Annotated in this window: 19 protein-coding genes; 11 read left to right on the top strand and 8 right to left on the bottom strand. The window is 65.9% G+C overall.

Annotation, left to right across the window (positions count from 1 at the left end; translation table 11 throughout):
* Positions 1-387 precede the first annotated feature (387 nt).
* The 5 genes from EWH10_RS11260 to EWH10_RS11280 all read left to right on the top strand — a co-directional run bounded on the left by EWH10_RS11260 (position 388) and on the right by EWH10_RS11280 (position 7,145).
* Positions 388-3,318 (top strand): TonB-dependent receptor plug domain-containing protein, encoded by a 2,931-nt coding sequence (locus tag EWH10_RS11260; RefSeq protein ID WP_065847104.1) that lies wholly within the window; start codon positions 388-390, stop codon positions 3,316-3,318.
* Between the two features lie 29 nt (positions 3,319-3,347).
* The gene (locus EWH10_RS11265) at positions 3,348-4,250 is read left to right on the top strand and encodes a hypothetical protein (protein ID WP_065847106.1); all 903 of its coding nucleotides are present in this window, start codon (positions 3,348-3,350) and stop codon (positions 4,248-4,250) included.
* A gap of 10 nt (positions 4,251-4,260) precedes the next feature.
* Positions 4,261-5,037, top strand: a complete 777-nt coding sequence (locus EWH10_RS11270; protein WP_065847108.1) for an HpcH/HpaI aldolase family protein — start codon at positions 4,261-4,263, stop codon at positions 5,035-5,037.
* Positions 5,038-5,053: 16 nt separating this feature from the next.
* On the top strand, positions 5,054-5,992 hold the full coding sequence (locus EWH10_RS11275) for a DUF6282 family protein (RefSeq protein ID WP_025551921.1): 939 nt from the start codon (positions 5,054-5,056) through the stop codon (positions 5,990-5,992).
* 175 nt (positions 5,993-6,167) lie between these two features.
* Positions 6,168-7,145 (top strand): LacI family DNA-binding transcriptional regulator, encoded by a 978-nt coding sequence (locus EWH10_RS11280; protein WP_064232704.1) that lies wholly within the window; start codon positions 6,168-6,170, stop codon positions 7,143-7,145.
* A 182-nt stretch (positions 7,146-7,327) separates the two neighbouring features.
* Here EWH10_RS11280 and EWH10_RS11285 read toward each other — a convergent pair whose 3' ends face one another.
* A complete protein-coding gene (locus tag EWH10_RS11285; protein WP_044660637.1) occupies positions 7,328-7,714 on the bottom strand; it encodes a carboxymuconolactone decarboxylase family protein in 387 nt (128 codons plus the stop codon).
* Between the two features lie 123 nt (positions 7,715-7,837).
* Between EWH10_RS11285 and EWH10_RS11290 the strand changes: the two genes are divergently transcribed.
* Positions 7,838-8,587, top strand: coding sequence for an SDR family NAD(P)-dependent oxidoreductase (locus tag EWH10_RS11290; RefSeq protein WP_025551919.1), 750 nt, complete (start codon positions 7,838-7,840; stop codon positions 8,585-8,587).
* Positions 8,588-8,725: 138 nt separating this feature from the next.
* Here the strand turns inward: EWH10_RS11290 and EWH10_RS11295 are convergent, their stop codons facing one another.
* The 4 genes from EWH10_RS11295 to EWH10_RS11310 form a co-directional block, all read right to left on the bottom strand.
* Positions 8,726-10,348, bottom strand: a complete 1,623-nt coding sequence (locus tag EWH10_RS11295; protein ID WP_025551971.1) for a thiamine pyrophosphate-binding protein — start codon at positions 10,346-10,348, stop codon at positions 8,726-8,728.
* Positions 10,349-10,390: 42 nt separating this feature from the next.
* Complete coding sequence (locus EWH10_RS11300; protein ID WP_207212580.1) at positions 10,391-11,305, bottom strand: TauD/TfdA dioxygenase family protein; 915 nt, start codon at positions 11,303-11,305, stop codon at positions 10,391-10,393.
* Between the two features lie 89 nt (positions 11,306-11,394).
* Entirely contained in the window at positions 11,395-12,819 is a 1,425-nt protein-coding gene (locus EWH10_RS11305; RefSeq protein WP_065846523.1) for an NAD-dependent succinate-semialdehyde dehydrogenase, read from the bottom strand.
* A gap of 45 nt (positions 12,820-12,864) precedes the next feature.
* Positions 12,865-13,341, bottom strand: coding sequence for a nuclear transport factor 2 family protein (locus EWH10_RS11310; protein WP_025551965.1), 477 nt, complete (start codon positions 13,339-13,341; stop codon positions 12,865-12,867).
* Between the two features lie 192 nt (positions 13,342-13,533).
* Here EWH10_RS11310 and EWH10_RS11315 point away from each other — a divergent pair, with 192 nt between their 5' ends.
* Both EWH10_RS11315 and EWH10_RS11320 read left to right on the top strand, forming a co-directional pair.
* Positions 13,534-15,402: an NAD(P)/FAD-dependent oxidoreductase gene (locus EWH10_RS11315; RefSeq protein WP_229742588.1), complete on the top strand. Its 1,869-nt coding sequence runs from the start codon at positions 13,534-13,536 to the stop codon at positions 15,400-15,402.
* Positions 15,399-16,850 carry an MFS transporter gene (locus tag EWH10_RS11320; RefSeq protein WP_065846524.1) on the top strand — a complete coding sequence of 484 codons (1,452 nt, stop codon included), beginning with the start codon at positions 15,399-15,401 and terminating at the stop codon, positions 16,848-16,850. The genes EWH10_RS11315 and EWH10_RS11320 overlap by 4 nt, the downstream gene beginning before the upstream one ends.
* 212 nt (positions 16,851-17,062) lie before the next feature.
* On the opposite strand, the gene EWH10_RS11325 is transcribed toward EWH10_RS11320, so the two are convergent.
* From EWH10_RS11325 to EWH10_RS11335, 3 genes are read right to left on the bottom strand one after another with little or no spacing between them, the layout of a single operon-like run.
* Entirely contained in the window at positions 17,063-18,730 is a 1,668-nt protein-coding gene (locus tag EWH10_RS11325; protein WP_083199090.1) for a thiamine pyrophosphate-binding protein, read from the bottom strand.
* The gene (locus EWH10_RS11330) at positions 18,723-19,469 is read right to left on the bottom strand and encodes a cyclase family protein (RefSeq protein WP_044660641.1); all 747 of its coding nucleotides are present in this window, start codon (positions 19,467-19,469) and stop codon (positions 18,723-18,725) included. Before EWH10_RS11330 ends, EWH10_RS11325 begins: the two co-directional genes overlap by 8 nt.
* A gap of 21 nt (positions 19,470-19,490) precedes the next feature.
* On the bottom strand, positions 19,491-20,981 hold the full coding sequence (locus tag EWH10_RS11335; RefSeq protein ID WP_044660642.1) for an aldehyde dehydrogenase: 1,491 nt from the start codon (positions 20,979-20,981) through the stop codon (positions 19,491-19,493).
* A 231-nt stretch (positions 20,982-21,212) separates the two neighbouring features.
* Between EWH10_RS11335 and EWH10_RS11340 the strand changes: the two genes are divergently transcribed.
* The 3 genes from EWH10_RS11340 (at position 21,213) to EWH10_RS11350 (ending at position 25,048) form a co-directional block, all read left to right on the top strand.
* Entirely contained in the window at positions 21,213-22,100 is an 888-nt protein-coding gene (locus EWH10_RS11340) for an SMP-30/gluconolactonase/LRE family protein (protein ID WP_171009945.1), read from the top strand.
* Positions 22,101-22,217: 117 nt separating this feature from the next.
* Positions 22,218-23,873 carry a GMC family oxidoreductase gene (locus tag EWH10_RS11345; protein ID WP_044660643.1) on the top strand — a complete coding sequence of 552 codons (1,656 nt, stop codon included), beginning with the start codon at positions 22,218-22,220 and terminating at the stop codon, positions 23,871-23,873.
* Positions 23,870-25,048 (top strand): mandelate racemase/muconate lactonizing enzyme family protein, encoded by a 1,179-nt coding sequence (locus tag EWH10_RS11350; RefSeq protein ID WP_165363356.1) that lies wholly within the window; start codon positions 23,870-23,872, stop codon positions 25,046-25,048. The genes EWH10_RS11345 and EWH10_RS11350 overlap by 4 nt, the downstream gene beginning before the upstream one ends.
* The last annotated feature ends 67 nt before the right edge of the window (positions 25,049-25,115 follow it).

Below are 25,115 nucleotides of genomic sequence, written 5' to 3' on the forward strand. Positions count from 1 at the left end.
AAGAAGCGCCGCCGTCCCTGTTCCGGCCCCGAATTTCCGTCCATTCAGGCTGATGGAGCGCGGATTCCCCACCCGCAAGCGCGCCGGAACGACGCAACGCCCGCAGCTTAGCCGGTTCAGCAAAAAATCTCGTCCTATGCTATATCCACAAATTATGCTCCGATCATGGGGCCCGAACATGCGGCATAGTGAAGAGGCGCTTTTCCTTGCCTGAACAGGCAGCCAGGGCCCGAAATCATGGCTGCTGTCCTGCGCCAGACCCGCCGGCATCGCAAATTTCCGATCCGGCGCCATTTGACAGCGCCCTGTCTCTGAGATACCGGTAACACATATTCCGCCACCGTTGAGACGTCGCCTGGCAGGAAAAATAAGAGGAGGAGGGGTGAAATGAACTTGCAGGGTGCATTGCTTTGCCGCAGCTCGGCCTTCGCGCTGACATGCGCGACCATTGCGGCGCTGTCGCCGGCCATGGCGCAGGACAATCCTCCGCAGGCGCAGTCGGACGCCGCCGCAGGCGTCAGCGATGCGGACATCGTCGTCACCGGTTCGCGCGTCGGCCGCAAGGGCTATGACGCGCCGACGCCGGTCAATGTCGTGGGGGAAGAAAGGCTTCAGCAACTGGCGATCGACAATGTGGCGGATGCGCTGAACCAGATTCCGTCCTTCCGCCCCATCAATACGCCGGCTTCGACCTTTTTCCGCGTGTCCGGCAATATCGGCGCCCGCACGCTCGACCTGCGCGGGCTGGGCGCCACGCGGACGCTGACGCTGGTGGATGGCCGCCGCTTCGTGCCCAGCGCGGATGACGGCACGGTCGACATCAACGGCGTCCCGTCCATGCTGATCCAGCGGACCGAAGTGGTGACCGGCGGCGCATCGGCGGCCTATGGCGCGAACGCCGTGTCGGGCGTCGTGAACCTGATCCTCGATACGAAGCTCAACGGCTTCAAGGCGAATGCCAGCTATGGCATCAGCCAGCGGGGCGACGCCTCCAGCCTGTTCGTCGGCGCGGCGGGCGGCACGGATTTCGCGGGCGGGCGCGGGCATGTCGTCGCGGCGATCGAATATGCAAGGGAAGGCGGCATCGGCCCGTGCGAGGAACGGAGCTGGTGCACGCGCTACACCAATTATGTGCCCAATCCCGGCTATAACACCGCCACCCGGACCAGCACCAACGGCCTTCCGGCCACGCTGGTCCTTCAGGGCACGTCCTTCGTCTATAATGAGAACGGCATCGTCGTCGGCGCGCGCAAGCCCAATGGCACGGGCGGCACGATCACCCTGGGTCAGCAGGTGCTGAACACCGGCGCCACCTCCCTGCCCAATGCGTTGCGCGGCAAGCAGTTCGATTCCAACGGCAATCTGGTCCCCTATCAGTTCGGCAATTATCTGAGCGGCATATTGCAGCAGCTCGACGACCCGACGCAGCCCTATGCGCTGGGCCTCAGTCCGCTGCCGCTGATGGTGCCGACCAAGCATGTGTCGGGGACGGTGCATGCCGATTATGAACTGACGGATTCCATCACGGCTTCGGTCGAATTCATGTATTCGAAGGTCACGGGCGGTCCGACCGCGCGTTCCGCGCCGCTCGACGCAGGTGTCGCGATCAATATCAACAATCCCTATGTGTCCGATGCGACCCGCGCGACCATCCTCGCCGCCGATCCGGCGATCACCCATCTGGTCATCAATTCCTCAAGCTGGGCGCTGGGCAGCCTGTCCAAGGCGACGAGCAAGGTGGATACCTATCGCGGCGCCTTCGCTCTCAAGGGACAATTGTCCGACCAGTGGGATTGGGACGCCTATTACACCTATGGCCGCGTCGACAGCCGGGTCGGCGCCGACAACAACCGCCTGGCCGAATGGAACAACGCGCTGGACGTGGTGTCCGCGCCCGCCGGCCTTCCGGGCATAGCGGCGGGCACGCCGATCTGCCGGTCCACCATCGCCAACCCGGCCAATGGCTGCATACCGATCAACCTGTTCGGCTTCGGCAATATCAGCCAGGCGGCCATCGACCGCTATATCGTGCCCGAATGGCAGACCCGCCGGTTCGAACAGCACGCCGCCGCCGTCAATCTGCGCGGCTCGCTCTTCTCCACCTGGGCCGGCGACGTGAAACTCGCGCTGGGCGGCGAATGGCGCCGCGACACGGCGGAGGGAGAGGTCGATCCGAATACGGCCGCGGGACGGTTCATCGCCGCCAACGGCTCGGCGCTTCCCTTCACGAAGACCAGCGTGGTCGAAGGCTATCTGGAAGTCGCCGTCCCGCTGCTCAAGGACTCTCCGCTGGGGCGGTCGCTCGATGTCGACGGGGCGATCCGCCAGACGCATTACGATCCCTTCGGCGACGCCACCACCTGGAAGCTGGGCGCGGTCTACCGCCCCATCGACGACATCACCTTCCGCGTGACGCGCTCGCGCGACATCCGGGCGCCATCCGCCCGCGAATCCAGCCCCAACGCAACGACGATCCAGCTCCCGCTGCCCGATCCGTTCGTGGGCGGCACGACCAGCCAGTTCGTGGTGACGGGCGGCAATCCGGGACTGAACCTGGAAAAGGGCGACACCTTCACCGCCGGCGTGGTGCTGAGGCCGTCCTTCATCCGCAACTTCAACCTGTCGATCGACTATTATGACATCAAGGTGGAAGGCGCGATCGACTCCCTGACCGGCACCGCGATCGCCAATGCCTGCAAGCAGAAGAACCTGCTCTGCAACCTGATCCAGTTCAATCCGAACGGGTCGATCAACACCGTCTTCTCCAATTTCCAGAACCTCAGCAAGCTGCATGCGGAGGGTCTGGAACTCGTCTCCGACTTCCAGGTGCCGGCTCTGGGCGGGAACTTCAATTTCCAGGTCAACGGCAATTATGTGATCGACCTGTCGACCATCGACGCGACCGGGGTGAAGACCCAGCTCGACAACTGGACCGGCAATGCCGGATCGGTGACGAACATCCAGGGCGTGCCGCGCTGGAAACTGGACGGGGTGATCACCTATTCGCGGCCGACCTGGTCCATGACCTTCCACGGGCGCTACATTCCCCGCGCCCTGCTGGACCCGACCAAGATCGGGCCGGAACAGGACGGCTATGACATCAACGATCCCAACAGCATCAGCGAGAACCATATTTCCTCGCGCTTCTATCTCGACATGACGGGAACGCTGAAGGTCAACGAGTCCTTCGAGATTTTCGGCACGGTGAACAATGTCTTCGACAAGGACCAGCCGGAGGAACTGCGGCTGATCGGCAATCCGTTGCATTTCGATCCGATCGGGCGTTTCTTCAAGATCGGGGTGCGGACGCGGTGGTGACGATATGGGGCGGGTACTGGAGGTAATCGATGTACGACAAGACCGACCTTCGTTCGACACTGGCTGGCTCGCCCGCCGGGGCCGCGCCGGTGGACCGGCTTTACGACGCGGAATATGGCCTGTTCTACCGCGATCCGCCGGTGGAGGAGGATGCCCGCGGCAAAAGCTGGTATGTGCGGGGGCAGAATTTCGTCATCGCCTATAGCGAGGCGCTGCCCGGCGCGGTCTTCGAACGGACCGGGCAGGCGGACGAATATATGGTCCTGCTGCCCGATGAAGACACCCCCGCCATTGCCGCCGCGGGGGACCGGACCGAACGGAGCGGGGGATATGCGCTGTTCGTCATGCCGCCGGGGGACAGCCGGCTGGTGCTGGAGAAGGGCGGGCGCGTCGTCCGCATCTTCTCCGCCCAGTCGCCCGATCTGGTGGCGAAATGCCCCAATGCGGACGCCTATGCGGATCGGCATGCGAACATCCCGCCCTTCCGGCCATGGCCGGAACCGCCCGACGGGTACAGGGTCCGCCACTATTCGCTCGACGTGCCGGTCGAAGGCGGCCGGTTCGGCCGCATCTGGCGTTGCACCACGATCATGCTCAACATCCCCAACAGGCAGAAGGGACCGCGCGATCTCACCAGGGTGTCGCCGCACCATCATGACGATTTCGAACAATGTTCGCTCGCGCTGGAGGGGGAATGGCGGCACCATATGCGCTGGCCCTGGGCCGTGGACATGAACAAATGGCATGACGATGTCCATGCCGCGGTGGACTCGCCATCGGTGACGGTGATCCCGGCGCAGGTGATCCACACCTCCACCTGGCATTCCGACGTCAATCAACTGGTCGACATCTTCGCGCCGCCGCGCCTCGACTTCTCGCTGAAGCCCGGATGGGTGCTGAACGAGAGCGACTATCCGATGCCGGCGCAATAGGAGGGATGTTTTGGATCGCAAACCAAGCTTGATCGATCGGCTGAAGGCGAAGGACGCATTCCTTGTCGGCACCTGGGCGAAAATTCCCTCGCTGGAGACGGTCGAACTGATCGGCCATGCCGGTTTCGACTTCGCCGTGGTGGACATGGAACATGCGCCGCACAGCTTCCAGTCGGCTTATCAGGCCATCGCCACGGCGCAGGCGGTCGGGCTCTACGCGATGGCCCGCCTGCCGGACCGCAGCGGCGGCGCGGTCCAGAGGCTGCTCGACGCGGGCATAGACGGGCTGCTGGTCCCCCGGGTGGAGACGCCGGAGATCGCGGCGGATGTGACGGCGGCCATGGCCTTCCCGCCACTGGGGTCGCGGGGCATGGGCTATACCTCGCGGGCGGCCCGCTGGGGGCTGGACAGCGCGGCCGACTATCTGGAGCGGGGGCGCAACCATGTCATGCGCGGCGTGCAGATCGAGGATATGGGCGCATTGGAGCAGATCGAGGGCATATTGGCCGCCCCCGCGCTCAATGCCGTGTTCATCGGCTTCGGGGATCTGGCGCTGAGTTCGGGCCTGCCCGGATCGCACCCGACCCTGCGCGGGCTGGAGGCGAAGGTGCTGGCGGCCGCCAGGGCGAAGGGCGTGCCCTGCGGCACCGCCGTGCAGACGCCGGAGGAAGCGGTGCGCTGCCGCGAGGCAGGCTATTCCTTCGTCATGATCAGCGCCGACACGACCCTGTTCGCGCATGCGGCGCGCAGATTGATGGACGACACGAGAAATGCGTTGGGGCGCTGAAAGCAAAGAGGCGAACATGGTTTCACTATTGGACGAAAATGTCGCGGATCAGGCGTTGGAGGATCGGATTTCCAGCCTGCTGGTCGGCGCGGTCGACATGCATTGCCATAGCGGCCCGTCGGTCATGCCCCGGTCGCTCGACCATATGGAGGCGTTGCAGGATGCGGCGGACGCGGGCTTCCGCGCCATGCTGATCAAGGATCATTATTATTCCGCCACGCCGATCACCGAACTGCTCAACCGGACGCACGGCCATTTGAAGGTGCAGTTGTTTTCGGGCGTGCCGCTCAACAACACCACCGGCGGCTTCAACAAATATGCCGTCGATCACGGCATCGCCCTCGGCGCCCGGCTGGTGTGGATGCCGACCTTCGCCTCGAAGAACCATGTCGAGGCGGACCAGAAGCGGAAAAAGGGCTTCCCCCACACCAGCAAGCCGCTGCTGCCGCCCGATCCGCTGACGCCGCTCGACGCCAACGGCGCGCTGAAGGACGAGGTGAAGGAGATACTCGACATCATCGCGGAACATGACGTGATCCTGTCCGGCGGCCACCTCCATATCTCCGAAATCTTCCCGGTGTTCGAGGAAGCGCGGAAGCGCGGCGTCAAGCGGCTGCTGGTGAACCATCCCACCTTCATCATCGGCGCCTCGCTGGACGACATCAGGCAGTTGGTGACGATGGGCGCCTATATCGAACATTCGCTGTGCATGTTCATCCAGATGATCGGCCGCGAACAGGCGATGTTCCCGCCGGAGGAGCTGGACGCGCTGATCAGGGCGGGGACGGTCGACCGCACCATATTGGCGTCCGACCTGGGGCAGGTGGGCAACGACCGCCCGGTCGACGGCTTCCGGGGCGTGATCCGCAATTGCATCGGCCTTGGCTATTCGGACGAGGACATCCGCAAGATGATCTCGACCAACGCGCTGCGGCTGCTGGGCCTGGAGGATTGAAGGGGACTGACGGCCTGCGCGGCGCGGGGGACCGCGCACGCCGTCAGATTATCATGGCACGCCCCGCCAAGTTACGGTAACGAGCTTCCATCTGCGGAGTGCATCCCTCCGCATGAAACGATGCGAAACGAGGAGCCACTTGCCGGTATCGAAGAAAGCCAATGGGACGATCCGGATGCGCGACGTCGCGGAGCGCGCGCAGGTCTCCCGCATGACGGTGTCGCGCGCGCTGAACAGCCCGGAATCCGTCAATGAAACGCTGCGCAATCGCGTGCTGGAGGCGGTGCAGGAACTGGGCTATGTCCACAACCATCTGGCGCGCAGCCTGTCGTCGCGCCGCTCCAACGTCATCGGCCTCGTCCTGCCCAGCCTGGAAAACTCCATCTTTTCCCAGACGGTGAAGGGCATATCGGACGTGCTTCGTCCGCTCGGCTATCATCTGATGGTGGCGGAAAGCTCCGACGATCCGGAGGATGAGGAGCAGGTGATCGCTGCCTTCCTGGCGCAGCGCGTGGGCGGGCTGATCCTGCATTCGACCAACCATTCGCCCACGGCGGTCAGGATGCTGAAGGCGTCGGACACGCCGGTGGTGGAAAATGGCGATTTCCCGGTCGATCCGGTCGACATGGTGGTCAGCTATTCCAACCGCGCCGCCGCCAAGGCGATGACGCTGCACCTGGCGCGGCTCGGCTACAGGCGGATCGTCTTCGCCGGGCTGGCCGCCAATCCCCGCGCCGCCGAACGCCAGCGCGGCTTTCAGGACGCCCTGGCGGAGATCGGGCAGAAATCCGACCGCAAGCATGTGGTCGCCGTCTCCCGCGGTTTCGGCGGCGGGACGGAGGCCATTTCCTATATCGATGCGAATGTGCCGGACGCCGACGCGCTGTTCTGCGCGGGCGACGTGCTGGCCGTCGGCGCGCTGCTGGAATGCGACAGGCGGGGATGGGCGGTGCCCGGCCGGCTCGCCATCGCCAGCTTCGACGATCTCGACCTGATGCGCCACGTCAGCCCGGCGATCACCTCGCTGCGCCTACCCCGATATGAGATCGGCCGGCGCAGCGCGCAGATGATCCTCGACCGGATCGAGGAACGCACCATGCCGGTGACGACCATCGACCTGGGCTTCGAAATCGTCCAGCGCGCCAGTTCCTAGAGGGTTTTCCAAGCAGCCGGATCGGATCTGCTCCAGAGCGCGCGCTCCGGTTTTCCGTTGCCCCATCCTTTCAGGCAGAAAACCGGCCCCATCCTTCGACAGGCCCAGGACAGGCTTTTCTGCCCGATGCTCCAAGGAGCGGACCGCTGACCTTTCACCGGGGCGGGCTGAATTCCCGCGCCTCACTCCGCCGCCTGATCCACTTCCGCAAAGGCTTCCCGCGCGATCCGCGTCGAATCCAGCCCCGCAGGCACGCCGCAATAAATGGCCACCTGAAGCAATGCTTCGCGTATCTCATCGCGGGACAGGCCGTTGGTCAGCGCCGCCTTCACATGCAGTTTCAGCTCATGGGGCCGGTTGAGCGCGCTGATCATGCCGATGTTGAGCAGGCTGCGGTCGCGCCTGGACAATCCCTCCCGGCACCATATCCTGCCCCAGCAATATTCGGTCGACAATTGCTGCATGGGACGGCTGAAATCGTCGGCATTGGCGAAGGACCGTTCGACATAGTCGGCCCCCAGCACTTCCTTGCGCAACGCCAGTCCGCGCTCATAATCTTCCGTTGCCATGATGATCTCCTCTGCCGATGGTTTGAACCGCTATTCGGGCTTGCCGAAAGACTATGCGGATGCGATACCGGTAACAACCATAAAAATCACGACATAAGCCCTATTTTTCAGGAAGGATCGAAGATGCGGCTGGATGGGAGGATTGCCGTTGTGACCGGCGCGGCGCGCGGCATTGGACGGGCGATTGCACGGGGGCTGGCCGAAGCGGGCGCCCATGTCGTGCTGACCGACGTGCAGGAGGGGGAAGCCGCCGAAGCGGCGCGGGCCATCGCCGGCGCAGGCGGCCAGGCCACCGCCTTCGGTCTGGACGTTTCCGATGCCGCTGCATGCGAAACGCTGGCGGCGCGGCTGGAGCGGGATGTCGGCCCGGTCTCCATATTGGTGAACAATGCCGGGGTGATCTTCCCCGGCCGCATCGATGAGCCGGGCGCGCGGGAAAAATGGGACCGCACGCTGGCGATCAATGTCGGCGGCCCGTTCAACATGTGCCGGGCCTTCCATCCGCAGCTTCGCGCCACCCGGGGGTCGGTGATCAACCTCGCCTCCATCCGCTCCTTCGTCGCCGCGCCCAATGCGGCGGCCTATGCCGCGTCCAAGGGCGCGGTGATGCAATTGACCCGGGCGCTGGCAGTCGAATGGGGCGGGGAGGGGATCAGGGTCAACGCCATCGCCCCCGGCTTCATCGAAACCACGCTGGTTCCGGACCGGGAAAAGACGGCCGACCGCGAAGCCGCCATCCTCGCAAGGACGCCGCTGCGCCGCCAGGGACAGCCGGACGAGATCGCAGGAACGGCGGTCTATCTCGCCTCGGACGCGGCGCGCTATGTTTCGGGGGCGATCATCCCGGTGGACGGCGCTTATCTGGCCGGGTGAGAAGAGGCCATCCGACCAGATCGCAGCCGCGATGTCGGCTCTTCCCCTCCCCTTCAGGGGAGGGGACTGAGGGTGGGGGCGTGCCCCAAAGGAAAACCAAGCCTTTAGAGGCACGCCCCCACCCGAACCGCCCGGTTCCTATCCCCGAATAGCCAGAATCTGATCGTCATAGGTCGCCGGATCGATCGTCACGTCGATCAGCGCCGGACGCCCGCTCGCCAGCGCATCGGCGAAGGCTCCGGCCAGTCCGCCTTCCTCATCGACCCGGCGGGCGTGCCAGCCGAAACCGGCGGCCACCTGCGCAAAATCGGTGTGGGAAAAATCCACCCCCGCCGGAGCCAGTTGCCGCCGCCGCTGCTTGGCCCCGATCAATGTCAGGCAGGAGTCGTTGAACAGGACGACGACAGGCTTTGCGCCGCTCTGCACGGCGGTGCCCAGTTCGCCCAGGCACATCATCGCGCCGCCGTCCCCCGTGAAGGCCACGGTGGTGCGGCCCGGATCGGCCAGGCTGGCGGCGATGGCCGCAGGAATGGCGAAGCCCATGGTCGAAAGCCCTCGCGAGATCAGGGACTGGTTGGGTTCGTCGCACCGCCACATATGCAGCACCGGCAGCATATGCGCGCCCGCGTCGATGGTGATGCGGCTGTCCGCCGGCACCGCCTGACGCGCCGCGCGGACCAGCGCCGCCGGGGAAATGCCGCTGCCGCCGAAAATCTGCGCCGCCGCCCATAATGCTTCCTTGCGCCGCGCCAGCTCTCCCGGCTCCCACCCGCTGCTGTCCGTCGCATCGTGCAGGGCGGCGATGGAAGCGGCTATGTCGCCCACCACGGATGCGGTCGGCGCGAACAGCGGATGCTCATAGGCGTGGTTGGTGAGTTCGACCGTCGGAACAGCGCCATAGCGCCAGGGCTGCGGCGGTCCCTCGACCGGATCGAAGCCGTAGAGGATGATGAGGTCGGCCGACCTGATCAACGGCTGTTCGGGCACGCCATTGGCGTAGAGGCCCAGCCCGAGCGGCGCATTTTCCGACACCACCCCCTTCGCCTTGTAGGTGGTGAGGACGGGACAGCCGGTCGCCGCGACAAAGGCGCGCAAGGCGGCGGTTCCATCCGGAGACCGCGCCTGAAGCCCCGCCAGCAGGATGGGACGGCGGGCCGCGGCGACCAGCCTCTTCGCCTCCGCCAGCGCGGATGGGCCCGGCGCGGGAAGGCGGGCTGCGGGAAGGCGGGTCGCGGAAAGGGGGGCGGGCGCCGCTTCGGCCCGGCGGCGGATGAAGGAACCGGCGACCTCCAGATAGGCCGGGCCCGGCGGATTGCCCATGGCGGCGTCGATCAGCCGGTCGACCTCCGCCATGGGATCGCCGTTCCGCAGATTGGAGGAAGCGCGCAGCATCGGCGCCAATATCGCCGTCTGGTCGATCCGCTGATGGCTGATATAGGCCTGGTCGTCTTCATAGCCGTCCGCGATCAGCAGCATCGCGGCACGATCCAGATCGGAATAGGCGACGCCATTGGCGGCGGCGGCAAGGCCCGGCCCCCGCGTCGTCATCGCCACGCCGGGCGCTCCGGTGATTTCGGCGGTGACGCAGGCCATCATCGCCGCCGACGTCTCCGTCCGCGTCAGGATGAAGCGCATGCCCTGCTTCTCCGCCGCGGCGATGAAGTCCAGATTGCACTCGCCCCCCGGCACGCCGAAGATGAAGCGCACGCCCTTTTCCGCGAGGCGGGCGACAATGGCCTCGCTTACCGTTCCAACGGTCATTCTGTCTTCCTTCCGGGCGCATGCCCTGCCAGATCGGCTTTATCAGATCGGCTGTTCCAAAGTGGGGGCGCTGTCCTCCAGCGTCACCCGGCGCATGTCGCGCGGATATTTCTTGTCGTCATAGCGCGTGCCGCGATGCATGGTGCAGCGATTGTCCCAGATGACGAGGTCCCCGACCGCCCATTGATGCGCATAGACGAACGGGCGCTGGGTCGCGAATTCGGTGAGTTCCCGGATCAGCGCCATGGCTTCGGGACGGGGCCAGCCCTCGATGGCGCCGATATGGGCGGAGAGGTAGAGGGCAAGCCGCCCGGATTCCCTGTGCAGCCGCACCAGCCGTTGCGGCACCGGCGTGCACCGTTCGACCTCCTCCGGGCTGAATGCGTCGAAACCCATCTGCTCGCGGGAATAGATCAGCGAATGACAGGCGATCAGGTCCTTTGCAATGGCCTTGAGTTCGTCCGGCAGATGGTCCCATGCGACGCGGGTGTCGATATATTCGGTGGCGCCGCCGACCGGCGGGATGACGCGGGCCTGGAGCATCGACCAATAGGCCGGCGTCGGCTTGAAGCTGCTGTCGCTGTGCCACAGCAGATTGCCCAGATTATACATGCGCCGCCGGTCGTCCGCGCCCCAAATCCGGCCGTCCGGGCCCAGATTGGAGATGTCGTTGATCTTCATATTGGCGATGCGGCGTCGTTCCTGGTCAACCAGCGTCGGCGTCTCCTCGATGGTGCCGAACTGTTCGGCGAAGGCGGCCTGTTCGTCGTCGCTCATCATCTGGTTGGGGAAGACGACCACGCCATAACGGTCCATCGCGCCCTTGACCGCCGCCTTCTGCTCCTCCGTCAGCGGCCGGCGCAGGTCGATCCCCTCCGCCCGCGCGGCGAAATGGGGATGGACCGGCGTGCATGTCAGCATATCGTTCCTGTCCAACATGGTCGAATGACTGGACATCATCTTCTCCTGTCAATTGCGCGGGGCCTTGGCCCCGAAAGCGATTTGGTACCGGTCACAAACCTGTCTCTCACAAATGCGGCCCCGGTTCAAGCAAGAGACAGGCAGAGATATTTCAGCTCCAGATAATCATCCAGCCCGTAACGCGACCCCTCCCGGCCGATGCCCGATTGCTTGACGCCGCCAAAGGGCGCCACTTCGGTCGAAATGAGGCCGGTGTTGATGCCGACAATGCCGGATTCGATGCCTTCCGCCGCGCGCCAGATGCGGTTGACGTCGCGCGCGTAGAAATAGGCGGCCAGTCCGAATTCGCTGTCATTGGCAAGGGCGATGGCTTCGGCGTCGTCATCGAACTTCACCAGTGGCGCCAGGGGGCCGAAGGTCTCCTCCTCCAGCACCTGCATGCCCGGCTTCACGTCGCGCAGGATCGTCGGGGTGAAGAAGCGCGGGCCGTCGGGGGCGGGACCGCCGCCCAGCACGATCCGCGCGCCCTTCGCCACGGCATCGTCAACGTGCCGCTGGACCTTCGCGACGGCCCGTTCGTCGATCAGGGGACCGATGTCCACGCCGGTGCGGGTCCCTTCGCCGACCCGCAGTTTCGCGGTGGCGGTGGCCAGCTTCCCGGCAAAGGCGTCATAGACGCCCGCCTGGACATAGAAGCGGTTGGCGCAGACGCAGGTCTGGCCTGCATTGCGATATTTGGACTGGATCGCGCCCGTGACGGCCGCATCCAGATCGGCGTCGTCGAAGACGATGAAGGGCGCGTTGCCGCCCAGTTCCAGGCTGAGTTTCTTGATGCTGCGGGACGCCAGCTCCATCAGCAGCCGCCCGACCGCCGTCGATCCGGTGAAGCTGATCTTGCGGACCACGGGATTGCCCGTCATTTCGGCCCCGATCTCCCGCGCGTCGCCGGTCACGACGTTGAGAAGCCCCCGGGGCACGCCCGCCTCGTCAGCGATCTGCGCTATCGCCAATGCGGTGAAGGGCGTGAGTTCCGAAGGCTTGAGCACCACCCCGCACCCAGCCGCAAGCGCCGGGGCCAGTTTGCGCGCGACCATGGCGGCGGGGAAGTTCCAGGGGGTGATCGCGGCCACGACGCCCACCGGGTGCTTCAGCACCATGATGCGCCTGTCCGGCATGGGACCGGGAATGATGTCGCCATAGGCGCGCTTCGCTTCCTCCCCGAACCATTGGAAGAAGGACGCGGCATAGGCGATCTCGCCCTTCGCCTCCGCCAGCGGCTTGCCCTGTTCCTCGGTCAGCAGGGCGGCAAGATCGTCGGCGCGCTCCAGCATCAGGGCGGCGATGCGTTGCAGGATCGCGGCCCTTTCGCCGGCCGGGCGCGCCGCCCAGGCGGGCATGGCCATGGCCGCCGCTTCTATCGCCCGCCGGCTCTCCTCCCGCCCCAGCGCCGGAACGCGGCCGATGATCCCGCCCGTCGCCGGATTGTCGACCGCGATCCACTCCCCATTGCCGACCCATTCACCCGCGATGAAACATTGTTCGCGCTTCACTGACCGTCCTTCGCCCGCATTCCGCCCGCACCCGCACTCGTCGCATCAATCCTTCAGGCTGCCGGGACTCCATTTCTCATACCACGCACGCGGCGGCACGGTGGTCGGCGTGTCGCTCTTGAACAGGTTGACGAATTCCCGCGTGCGGAAACGCCAGCGGCCATCCTCGCACAGCAGCAGATGGTCGATCTGCTCCGCGATCTGGATCGGCGCGTGGGAGGGCAGCACCGGCGTCCCGTCCCCGGCGAACAGCATCATGACATTGTTCGTGCGCGCCAATCCGGGCTCGATCAGCTCGGCGCGGAAATTCGCGATGACATGGCGGTTGACGCGCGGCCCCCGGCTCTGCCGCCAGACGTAGAACTGATGGATCGCCTCGCGCCCCTTCAGGTTGAAGAAGGTGGCGTCCTCCAGATAATAGTCGCGGGTGTCCAGACCGCCATTGACGTCCACCTCATACCAATAGTCCGTCGCATTGGCGAGCAGGAGCTGGGTCAGCATGATCTTTTCTTCGGATGTCATCGCCAATTCCGTCGTCCTGTCCCTGCCGGCGCTATTGTCGCAGCGGGGGATGCCTTCCCGCCGCTCTCTCACAAGAACATAGAATAGGGCATGACGCCCTGTCCGATCACCTTTGGTTATACTCGCGCCAGAATACTTATTTTTTCCGCCGATGGGATTTTGCCACCGAAGATGGCAGGTTGAGGGGCCGCCGTGCGCGGGGCGGAAGAGGAGCAGAAGGTGAAGAGCGGACAGCATGACCGGGCGCTGGAACACTGGCTCGACGGATTTCAGGCCGCGCTGGCTGCCCGCGACACCGGCGCCGTCCTTGCTCTTTTCGCGCCCGACGAATGCTATTGGCGCGATCTGGTCGCCTTCACCTGGAACATCGCGACGATGGAGGGGCGCGAGGCCATCGGTAAAATGCTGGACGCGCAGGCCGATCCCGTCCTCCCCTTCACCGCGCGCCCGGAAGGCGGCGCCGCCGAAAGGGACGGGCTGATCGAAGGCTGGTTCGATTTCGAGACCGGCGCGGGCCGGGGCAAGGGCCATGTCCGGCTGAAGGACGGCCGGTGCTTCACCCTGCTCACCGCCCTGCAGGAACTCAAGGGCTTTGAGGAGCCGGGCGGGCGTCGCCGGCCGGAGGGCGTCGTCCATCGCGCCATCAAGGACCGGGAAACCTGGTCGGAGGCGCGGGCCGCGACCGCCCGGACGCTGGGGACGGAGGTGCAGCCCTATTGCCTGGTCGTCGGCGGCAGCCAGGGCGGGCTGGCGCTGGGCGCGCGGCTGAAGCGGCTCGGCGTCCCGACCCTCATCGTCGACGCGCTGGAAAAGCCGGGCGATGCCTGGCGCAGCCGCTACAAGTCGCTCTACCTGCACGATCCGGTCTGGATCGACCATCTGCCCTATATCCCGTTCCCGGACCATTGGCCGGTCTATACCGCCAAGGACAAGATGGGCGACTGGCTGGAAATGTATGCCCGGGTGCTGGAACTGGACTTCTGGGGCTCCACCCGCTGCACCAGGGCGCATTATGACGAAGCCGCGAAACGCTGGACGGTGACGGTCGACCGGGCGGGGCGGGAAATGGTCCTGCGCCCGGCGCAGCTGGTGCTGGCCACCGGATTGTCGGGCATCGCCAACATGCCCGTCTTCCCCGGCGCGGACAGCTTTCGCGGGGTGCAGTGCCATAGCAGCCAATATGCGGATGGCGCGGCCTTTGCCGGCAAGGCCTGCGTGGTCGTGGGTTCCAACAACTCCGCGCACGACATTTGCGTCGACCTCTGGTCGAACGACGCGAAGGTCACGATGATCCAGCGGTCGCCCACCACCGTCATCAAGGCGAGCGCGCTGCGCCGCATTTCCGAAGAAGGCCCCTATTCGGAGAAGGGGATCGCGGCAGGGATCGATACCGACCGGGCCGACCTGATCACCGCATCCACGCCCTTCCGCCTGAAGGAAGCGATGGACCGCCATAATTGCGACCGCATACGCCGGGAGGACGCGGCCTTCTACGAACGGCTGGCGGCATCCGGCTTCCAGTTCGATTTCGGGGAGGACGGGACGGCCATAGCGGGCAAATATATGCGCCGCGCCTCGGGCTATTATATCGATGTCGGCGGCTCCGACCTGATCTGCGACGGAGAGGTCAGGGTGCGGAGCGGCGTCGGCGTCGCCTCCATCGCCCCCGGCGGCCTGGTGCTGACCGACGGCAGCGAGGTGGCGGCCGACGCGATCATCTACGCGACCGGCTACGGCCCGATGGACGGCTGGGCCGAGATGCTGATCTCCCGGGAGGTCGCTGAAAAGGTGGGCCGCTGCTGGGGCCTGGGATCGGGCACCGCCATGGACCCCGGTCCCTGGGAGGGGGAGCTTCGCAACATGTGGAAGCCGACCCGGCAGGAGGGGCTGTGGTTCCATGGCGGCAATCTGGCCCAGTCGCGCTTCCACTCGCTGCATCTCGCCCTTCAGATCAAGGCGCGGATGGAGGGGATCGATACCCCCGTCCACCAGCCCGAAGCCGTGATGCGGGCGCCCCTCTGCCTCCCGGAAGACGGCCTCATGGCATCGCAGGGGGCATGAGCGGCGGCTGCACGGCCGCTCCATCCGCAGATCGTTCCAGCCGGGGCAATTACCGCGTCGTCGCGCTGATCGTCGCCAGCACCATGATCATGGAGCAGATCGACGCGACCGTGCTGACCACCGCGCTGCCCACCATCGCGCGGGACTTCCGGGAACCGGTCAATGCCCTCGGTCTGGTCCTGACCGCCTATCTGCTGGCGGTGGCGGCCTTCATCCCGCTGAGCGGCCGGCTGGCCGACCGGTTCGGCGCGCGGTCGGTATTGCGGGCGGCGATACTGGTCTTCATGGCGGGCTCGCTGCTCTGCGCCTTTTCGACATCGGCAGCCCAGATGGGCATGGCCCGCTTCGTGCAGGGCGCGGGCGGGGCGATGATGACCCCGGTGGGGCGGATCGCCCTGCTGCGCGTCACGCGCAGGCAGGATCTGGTTTCAGCGACCGCCTGGCTGGTCACGCCTGCGCTGCTGGGCCCGATGCTGGGGCCGCCCATAGGCGGGCTGATCGTCACCCATCTGGACTGGCGCTGGATATTCTACGTCAACCTGCCGGTCGGGCTGGCGGGGATCGCCGCCATCTCCCTCCATATCGACAATGGCCGCGCCGATGCGCCCGGACGGGCAGACATTCCGGGCTTCCTGATCTGCGCCGCCGGCCTCGGTACCCTGCTGCTCGGGTGCGAAAGCGCGAGCCAGCCGGGGCGGCTGGGGCAGGCCTTGCTGCTGCTCGCCGTCGCGGGCGTGATGGCCGGAACCTATGTCCGCCATGCGGCGCGCCGGCCCGATCCGCTGCTGGACCTCACCGTGCTGCGCGACCGGTCCTTCCGCCTGTCGCTGATCGGCGGATCGCTGACCCGCATCACCCAGGGCGCGCAGCCCTTCCTGCTGCCGCTGATGTTCCAGGTGGGATTCGGCTTCAGCGCGGCGGTGAGCGGGGCGATCATGCTCGCCACGGCGGTGGGATCGCTGGTGTCGAAGGCCATCGTTTCCCCGGTGCTGCGCCGTCTGGGCTTCCGGCGCAGCCTGATCGTGAACGGCCTGCTGTCCTCGCTCTGCTACGGGCTGGCGGCGGCGTTCCGGGCGGACTGGCCGGTGCCGCTGACGATGGCGGTCCTGACGCTGGCGGGCTTTTTCATGTCCTTTCAGTTCTCGGTCTACAACACGGTGGCTTATGAAGGCGTGGAGGCGGCGCGGATCAGCCGTGCGTCCAGCCTCTATTCCACATTCCAGCAATTGCTGCTGTCGCTGGGCATCTGCACCGCCTCCGTCGCGATCCAGGCGAGCATGGCCGTCCGCGGATCGGCCACGCCCCACCGGGAGGATTTTGCCGCCGCACTGGTCGCCGTGGCCCTGATCTCGCTGTCGGCTTTCTTCGTGAACCGGCGCTTCGCCCCGGATGCCGGATCGGCCATGAGCGGCCATGTGCCGCGTGCGGAGCAGGACAGACCGAAATGAACGCCTATTGGCCAATCCAAGACATTCCCCTCCCGCAGGCGGGAGGGGTTAGGGGTGGGCGCGAGCGCAGCGAGCTTCCAGCTTAGCCGTTGAAAATTCACGCTGATGTCGCGCCAGCCCACCCCCTAACCCCCTCCCGCCTGCGGGAGGGGGAATGTCCGCTTTCCACCAAAAATCAGTCATCCAGCCTCTTCGGAACGCAGCCAATCCACCTAATAGAACCGGGCCGGATCGGAGGGCGTCCAGGCGGGCGGATGCAGCGCCAATATGTCGGTCATGACCTCCACGATGACAGGCGCATCCTCCTTGATGGCGGATCGCAGCGCGGGGCCCAACTCGCCCGGCCGCTCGACCCGACAGGATTTGCAGCCGAACGCGCGCGCGGCGGCGGCATAGTCGACCGGGGAGAAGCGCCAGTGATGATCATGGTCGGCATTGTCGGCCCAGACCGGCTTTTCCTGGCTGAGGCCGTTATTGTTGGAGACGATCGTGACGGTGTTGATGCCGTAACGCCGCGCCGTCTCCATTTCACTCATATGGTACAGGAACCCGCCATCGCCGGTGAAGCACAGGACGGGCCGGTCGGGCTGCGCGCATTTGGCGCCGAGCGAGGCGGGATAGGACCAGCCGAGCGATCCGGCGGCGCGCAGCAGGCCCTGCCCGCGCCGGTCGAGATAGATGTGGCGCGCCGCCCAGGCGGCGGCATGGCCGGTGTCGACCACCAGAAGCGCGCCTTCCGGCAGTTCTTCCGACAGGATGCGGCACAGGCGTTCGGGACGGATCGGCAGGGCGTCCGACATTTCGGCCGGCGCCGCCGCCTGCGTCCAGTCCGCGCGCAATTCTTCCACATGCCGCAGCCAGTCCCGCCGTACCGGCATGTCCGTCAGCGCAGCGGAAAATTGTTCCAATATGGTTTTCGGATCGCCGCAAAGCGCGGCCTGCAACGGATAGTTGCGGCCCAGTTCGCGGGCGTCCACGTCGATCTGGATCGCGGCGATGCCGGGTTGGGGCACCTTCCAGCCGGTGGTCGTCATGCTGCCCGCCATGGTCCCCACGAAAAGGACCAGATCGGCCTCGCTCACCGCCCGGTTGGCGGCTTCCCGCGAATAGATGCCGCAGACGCCGAGCGAGAGCGGATCGCTTTCCCGCAACACCGCCTTGGCGTCGAGCGAGGTGGCGAGGGGCAGCCCGTGCCGCCGCACAAAGGCCGCCAGCGCTTCCTGCGCGCCGCTCGCGCGGATGCCCGATCCAGCGATGACGACGGGACGCATGGCATGGCGCAGCAGGTCGGCGGCGCGGCGGATGTCGGCGGCGGGCGCGGCATGGCGGACCGCCGGGCATGAAGCGAAGGCCGGATCGGGCAGGGGCGCAGGGTCCATCGGATCGTTCAGCACTGCGCCGGTGAAGCCCGCCAGTTCCAGATGGACCGGGCCGGGCGCGCCGCCGGTCGCCACCCGCATGGCCTGGCCCAGCATGTCGGGCAGGCGCGAGACCAGGTCGATGCGCGACGTCATCTTGGTCAGCCCGGCGAAAATGGGCTGCTGGTCGACCTCCTGATATTGGTTGCGGTCGCGGGTGGCGGCGGTGCTGCCGCCGGTCAGCGCCAGCACCGGGGATCGCGCCATCAACGCGTCCAGCAATCCGGCGGCCAGATTGGCCGCGCCGATCTGCTGCGCCCCGCACAGGCCGATCCGGCCCGAAGCCCGCGCATAGCCGTCCGCCATATAGGCGGCCGCCTTCTCGCCATGGGCGACGACGGGCAGGACCCCGGCAGCCTGCATCGCCTTGACCGCCCCGGGCAGCAGCAACGGGACATGGAAGAAATGAGTCGCGCCGCAGGCCGCAAGCGCGTCGGCCAGATACCGGTCCCCGCTATACACCGGCTCGGGCGATCCTGCGGGCCAGCACCCGCGCTGGCGAACCGTCGCCTCCGGCGATGGGCAGGGCGCCGAACAGGAACTCGACCCGATCCCCGGCGAAGGCGGCGTGCCCGGTCAAATGCTCGCAGATCAATATGCCGTTGGCGAGCAGCGTGCGGTGGACCGGCCAGTCGAAACCGGGTTGCCGAAGATGATAGACAAGGTCGGGCGTCGCGAAGTCGCAGGCCAGCATCTTGATGCGCCTTTCCAGCAGCCATGTCGCGGCTTCGGGGCTGAAGCTCGGATGCCGTTCATAGTCCGGCGTGCCGAAGCGGGCGGCCCAGCCGGTGTCCACCGCCAATATGTCGCCCGCCTGCAGGAGCGGGCGGCATTGCTCAAGCTCCGCGACGGAGATGATCTGGTCCGGCCCTTTTTCGATGCGCCAGACGACGCCTTCGCCGCTCAGCCGCTCCGGCGGGATCGACGCCATGTCGGGCGCGTCCTCGAAATAATGCAGCGGCGCGTCGACATGCGTCCCGGCATGCGCGACCATGTGGATGTCGGTGACGTTGAACGGGTCCTGGGGCAGCGAACGCAGCTTGCCGAAGCTGGGCCTCGGAAAGATCGACGCGCAGGGCATGTCCGGGCCGACATCATGGGTCAGGTCGACCCAGGGACCGGCGGGCTGGACCGGCCTGCTTGCCGGCAGGTCCAGCCAGCCTATCCAGCCATCCGGCGCCTTGGGGCATTGATCGCACATCGGCTCATCCTCTTCTGCCGTTCAGGTCTGCACCTGGAACGGGTCCCGCTCGCTTTCGGACAGGTTGATCATCACATTCTTCGTGGTCAGGAATTCCTTCAACCCCTCTTCGCCGCGCTCGCGGCCGAAGCCGCTGTCCTTCACCCCGCCAAAGGGCGTCTGCACGGCCACGGCGCGATAGGTGTTGACCCACACCATGCCGGTGCGGAGCGCGGCGGAAACGCGGTGCATGCGGTTCAGGCTCTGCGTCCAGATGCCCGACGCCAGGCCGAAGCTCTGGTCGTTGGCGATGGCGATCGCCTCCTCCTCCGTATCGAAGGGGATGATGGAGAGCACGGGCCCGAAAATCTCCTCCTGCGCCACGCGCATGCGGTTGTCGACGTCCGCGAAGATGGTGGGCTTGACGAACAGCCCGTCGCGCAGAATGCCGTCGCGCGCCGCTTCGCCCCCGGTGATCAGCCGCGCGCCGTCCGCCTTCGCGGACTCGATGAACGACAGGATGCGGTCGAACTGCGGCCGGTTGGCCGCCGTGCCCATCTCCGTCGCGGGATCGAGCGGATCGCCCAGCCGGATATTCGCCGCCCGGCGCGCCAGTTCTTCCACCACGCCGTCATGGACCGACCGCTGGACCAGCAGGCGCGACCCGGCGATGCAGGTCTGCCCCGTCGCCGCGAAAATGCCCGCCAGCGCGCCCACGGTCGCCTTGCCCAGGTCCGCATCCTCGAAGATGATGTTGGGCGATTTCCCGCCCAGTTCGAGGATCACGGGCGTCAGGTTGCGCCCGGCGGCGGCGGCGATTTCCCGCCCGCCATGGCTGCTGCCGGTAAAGCTGATCTTGTCCAGCCCGCCGCCTTCCACCAGCGCCCTTCCGGTACGCGCGTCCCCCGTGACGACGTTGAACACGCCCTTGGGGAATCCCGCCTCCTCCACCAGCCGCGCGAATTCCAGCGTGGTGACGGACGCATGCTCGGACGGCTTCACCACCACCGCATTGCCCGCCGCCAGAGCCGCCGGCACCTTGTTCGCCAGCAGCGCGATGGGGGAATTCCATGCCGTGATGACGCCGATCACCCCCAGCGGCTCCATCGTCGCATAGTCGAAGATGTCGGACCGGTCGACGGGAATGACCTTGCCGAATATCTTGTCGGCATAGCCCGCGAAGAAGCGGAAGACCCGCGCGCAGAAGCGCATCTGCGATCGGGTTTCGCGTATCACCTTGCCATTGTCGGTGGACTCCAGCCTGGCCAGCCGGTCGGCGTCGCGGTCGATCAGGTCGGCCAGGCGGTGCATCAGCCGGGCGCGCTCCACCCCCGGCACCCCGCGCCAGCGCCGTTCGAAGGCCTCCCGGGCGGCGGCGACGGCGGCGGCGACGTCGGACGGACCGGCTTGCGAGATTGTCGCCCAGACATTCTGGTCGAACGGATTGACGGTGGGAAAGCGCTCGTTCATTTCCGGCGGCACCCACTGCCCGCCGATGAAAAGGTCGTAATCCTGCCGCTCAGCCAATGTCATCCTCCCGCCTTTGGCACAGTCCTAGCCCGCCGACGCTATGCCCTCCAATATGTTTCCGGTGAGCGAGAATAACGGAAGCTTATGGTGCCCCCCGGTTCCACCATAAGCAGCGCTTCTCCTGAATGCCGTTTGGATATTGGCCTTCGATCCCCTCGATCCGGATGATTTCGCATCGGAAATGCGCGCAGGACAGCGGAGCATGGGAGAGGTGGAATGGCAATCCGGAAATTGATGAAGCTTTTGGGCTGCGCCGTCGCGATGACCGGCGCCATGGCCGTGCAGGCTTCGACCCTGAAGGACATATGCGGCGAATGCCGGTTCGAAAAGCTCGTCACCTGCGGCCAGTTTCTGGAAGGGATCAATTTCGACGGCAATGGCGACATCTGGGCCGTCAGCCTGTTCAACGGCGCAATCGTCAAGGTCGTCGGCGGCCAATGCGTCACCCAGCTCAGCACGGGGGGCAATCCCAACGGCGCGCGCTTCCATAAGGACGGGCGGTTGTTCATCACGGACAATGCGCGCGGCATCCTGACCTATGATCCGCGGTCCCGGTCGCTCACAGTCTTCGCGGACAGGGTGGAAGGCAAATCCTTTGTCGCCAACGACCTCGTCTTCGACGAACAGGGCGGCATCTATGTGACGCTGGCGGACAATTCCAATTATCTCGACCGGGTGGGGCGCGTCGCCTATTTCGCGCCCGGCACCCGTTCGGCCAGGATATTGGCGGACAGGCTGCCCTATCCCAATGGCGTCGCGCTTACGCCCGACGGCAAGTTCGTCAATATCGGCCTCTACGGCGCGAAGGCGATCATGACCATGCCGTCGGTCGCCAATGCGCAGAGCAAGCGCGGCCCCTATATTCTGGCGCATACCGATGGCGGGATCGGGCCGGACGGCATGACCATGGACGCGGACGGGCGGCTCTATTGGGCGGAATTCCTGGCCGGGGCGGTGGGCGTGGCCGATATGGACGGCTTCACGCTCGGCTATATGAAGTTGCCGAAGGAAGCCGGCCGCTGGACGACGAACCTCACCATCCATGACGGCTATCTTTACGTGACGGAGGCGGAAAAGGGCGAGATCTGGCGCACGCCGGTGACGGTGAAGCCCCAGTCCTGACCGGCGCCGACAGTTTCGGCATGCGATAACGATATGCTGCTCCTCCGCGATTATATTGTATTGCATGCTACCCGGCCATAATGTCCGGCCAACCAGAATATCGATGAGGGATGCAGCGTGAACGCAAGGGCTGGCCGGAACGAAGGGCCTTATGATTTCATCGTCGTGGGTGCGGGGTCGGCCGGATGCGCGGTTGCCAATCGTCTGTCGGAGGATGGCCGGGAACGGGTGCTGCTGATCGAGGCGGGCGGGCGCGACAGCAGCATCAGCATCCACATACCCCTGATGGTCGTGAACCTGCTGAAGGACCCCAATCACACCTGGCCCTTCATCACCGAACCGCAGGCCGCGCTCAAGAACCGCACCCAATTATGGACGCGGGGGCGGGTGCTGGGCGGCTCCAGCTCGATCAACGGCAATGTCTATGTCCGCGGCGATCCGGCGGAATTCGACAGTTGGGCGGCGCTGGGCCTGCCGGGCTGGGGCTGGTCCGACATGCTGCCCTATTTCAAGCGGATGGAAAGCTACCGCCAGGGCGATCCGGCGGTGCGCGGCCATGACGGGCCGATCGGCGTCACCAGCCTCAAGCATTTCGACGCGCTGGCCGATGCTTTCGTGGAAGCGGGCTGCCAGGCCGGGTTCGACTATGTCGAGGATTATAATGACGGCCATTATGAGGGCGCGTCCTATCTGCAATATTCGACCAGGCGCGGTTTCCGCTCCTCTTCGGCGGTCGGCTATCTGAAGCCGGCGCGGGGCCGTCCCAATCTGGACGTGATGGTCGACGCTCTGGTGACGCGGGTGATCATCGAAAACGGCGTGGCTACGGGTGTGGAGGTCCGGCGTGGCAATGAACTGACGCGCATCGACGCCCGCAAGGAAGTGATCCTGTCCGCAGGCCCGGTCCAGTCTCCCAAGCTGCTCGAGCTGTCCGGCATCGGCAATGCGTCGCTGCTGCGCGAATATGGAATAGAGGTGATCAGGGACATGCCCGCCGTGGGCGAGAATTTGCTGGACCATCCCAATACCCGCCTGACATTCGAATGCACCAGGCCGATCACCATCAACGACGCCTTGCAGCGCCCGACGGTGAAGGTGAAGGAAGGCCTGAAATTCGCGCTGTTCGGCAAGGGGCTGTTGTCGATCTGCTCGGCGGTGGCGCATATCGTGATGCGCAGCTCCCCCGATGAACCGCGCGCCGACCTGAAGCTTCAGCTTCAGCCCTTTTCCGGCAAGGATCGCTACGCGCGCAGGCCGCAGGACGGGCTGGACGCGCATTCGGGCTTTACCGTGGGCGTCATGGGCCTCAGGCCCCGCTCGCGCGGCTGGACGCATATCCAGTCGCCCGATCCCGTCGCCTATCCGAAGATCGACCCCAGATATTGCGACGATCCGCATGATGTCGGCGTGCTGCTGGCGGGGATCAAGGCGGTGCGGAACGTCGCCTCCCATCCCGCGATGCGGGCGATGATCGTGCGGGAGACGCGGCCCGGTGACGCCACCGTCACCGATGAGGAGATCATCGACTATATCCGGGAAACGACGCAGACCACCTGGCATATCGTCGGAAGCTGCAAGGCGGGGACCGATGCGGAGGCGGTGGTCGATCCGCAACTGCGGGTGCGCGGCGTCGGCAATTTGCGGGTGATCGATTCCTCCATCTTCCCGACCATTCCCTCGTCCAACACCAATGCGCCGACCATCGCGCTCGGGGAACGGGGCGCCGACATCGTGCTGGCGCAATGGCGCAACGACAGCCGGGCGGCCGCATGATGCGCATCGAGAGGATAGAACTGCACGTCACCGAACTGCCGGTCCGGCTGAAGCGCACATTCTCCAGCGGCAGCTACGACACCGGGCCTTCGGACCAGTTGCTGGGCAAGCCCGTCCTGCTCAAGATCCATGCGGAGGGCGTGACCGGCATCGCCCAGATCCGTCCGATCAGCCCCGGCCATTTCGTCGCCGATACGGTGCATAGCGTGATCGGCGCGATCAGGGACATCTACGGACCGCTGCTGATCGGCAAGCGGGTGTGCGACCTGGAATCGATCGACGGCCTGCTGACATCGCGGCTGGCGGGCAATCCGGCGGCGCGGGCGCTGGTCGACATCGCGCTGCACGATGCATTCGGCAAGGCGGTGGGCCTGCCCATCCACGCGCTGATCGGCGGGCGGGCCAATGCCGCGATCCCGCTGGAATGGTCGGTCAGCCTCTATGACGATCCCGCGCAGATGGTCGCGGACGCCCGCCGCGCCGTCGAGGAATTCGGCATCCGGGTGCTGTGCCTGAAGGCGGCGGGCAAGGGCGGCTGGCGGACGGACGTCGCCAATTTCGAACGGGTGCGGGCGGCGGTCGGGCCGGACATCATGATCGGCGTCGATCCCAATACCGGCTGGACGGCGGCGGACACGGTGTCGGCTCTCAACGCCCTGCGCCACATGGATGTGGGCTATTGCGAACAGCCGGTGGAGCGGGCCGATCTGCGCGCCATGGCCGCGATCCGGGCCAAGGCGGGCGGCGTTCCCATCATGGCCGACGAAAGCCTGTTCACGCTCCAGGACGCGGCCCACATCGCGGATGCGGCGGCGGCGGATGTATATTGCATCAAGCTCTACAAGGTCGGCGGCCTGACCCCCGCCCGCAAGATCGCGGCGCTGGGCGAGGCGCACGGCATCGGCATCAATTGCGGAGGGCTGGCGGTCGCCTCCCAACTCGAAGCGGCGGCGGCCGCGCATTTCTGCGCCTCGGTCCCGGCGGCCCGCACCTTCGGCGCGGCGGAGTTCGTCTTCGGCGTGGGCGTGCTGGGCGACGATCCCCTGATCGCGGAAGGCGCCATGGCGATAGAGAATGGCGCTGTGACGGTTCCGACGGGGCCGGGCCTGGGCCTTGCCGTCGATGAAGCGGCGCTGCAACGCATGACGCTCCAGAAGCTGGAAGTGACCGGGTAGATCGGCGCCAACCTCTGCCGATTGGGTGCAAAGCGGACACCCACTTACCCCTCTCCCTCGAGGGAGA

This window comes from Sphingobium fuliginis (genome assembly GCF_004152845.1).
In the GTDB taxonomy this organism is placed as follows: Bacteria; Pseudomonadota; Alphaproteobacteria; order Sphingomonadales; family Sphingomonadaceae; genus Sphingobium; species Sphingobium fuliginis.

What these genes read in the sequence shown, in the direction of transcription:
- EWH10_RS11260 (WP_065847104.1), top strand. Translation starts at nt 388, where the DNA reads ATGAACTTGCAGGGTGCATTGCTTTGCCGCAGCTCGGCCTTCGCGCTG.
- EWH10_RS11265 (WP_065847106.1), top strand. Translation starts at nt 3,348, where the DNA reads ATGTACGACAAGACCGACCTTCGTTCGACACTGGCTGGCTCGCCCGCC.
- EWH10_RS11275 (WP_025551921.1), top strand. Translation starts at nt 5,054, where the DNA reads ATGGTTTCACTATTGGACGAAAATGTCGCGGATCAGGCGTTGGAGGAT.
- EWH10_RS11280 (WP_064232704.1), top strand. Translation starts at nt 6,168, where the DNA reads ATGCGCGACGTCGCGGAGCGCGCGCAGGTCTCCCGCATGACGGTGTCG.
- EWH10_RS11285 (WP_044660637.1), bottom strand. Translation starts at nt 7,714, where the DNA reads ATGGCAACGGAAGATTATGAGCGCGGACTGGCGTTGCGCAAGGAAGTG.
- EWH10_RS11290 (WP_025551919.1), top strand. Translation starts at nt 7,838, where the DNA reads ATGCGGCTGGATGGGAGGATTGCCGTTGTGACCGGCGCGGCGCGCGGC.
- EWH10_RS11295 (WP_025551971.1), bottom strand. Translation starts at nt 10,348, where the DNA reads ATGACCGTTGGAACGGTAAGCGAGGCCATTGTCGCCCGCCTCGCGGAA.
- EWH10_RS11300 (WP_207212580.1), bottom strand. Translation starts at nt 11,305, where the DNA reads ATGTCCAGTCATTCGACCATGTTGGACAGGAACGATATGCTGACATGC.
- EWH10_RS11310 (WP_025551965.1), bottom strand. Translation starts at nt 13,341, where the DNA reads ATGACATCCGAAGAAAAGATCATGCTGACCCAGCTCCTGCTCGCCAAT.
- EWH10_RS11320 (WP_065846524.1), top strand. Translation starts at nt 15,399, where the DNA reads ATGAGCGGCGGCTGCACGGCCGCTCCATCCGCAGATCGTTCCAGCCGG.
- EWH10_RS11330 (WP_044660641.1), bottom strand. Translation starts at nt 19,469, where the DNA reads ATGTGCGATCAATGCCCCAAGGCGCCGGATGGCTGGATAGGCTGGCTG.
- EWH10_RS11335 (WP_044660642.1), bottom strand. Translation starts at nt 20,981, where the DNA reads ATGACATTGGCTGAGCGGCAGGATTACGACCTTTTCATCGGCGGGCAG.
- EWH10_RS11340 (WP_171009945.1), top strand. Translation starts at nt 21,213, where the DNA reads ATGAAGCTTTTGGGCTGCGCCGTCGCGATGACCGGCGCCATGGCCGTG.
- EWH10_RS11350 (WP_165363356.1), top strand. Translation starts at nt 23,870, where the DNA reads ATGATGCGCATCGAGAGGATAGAACTGCACGTCACCGAACTGCCGGTC.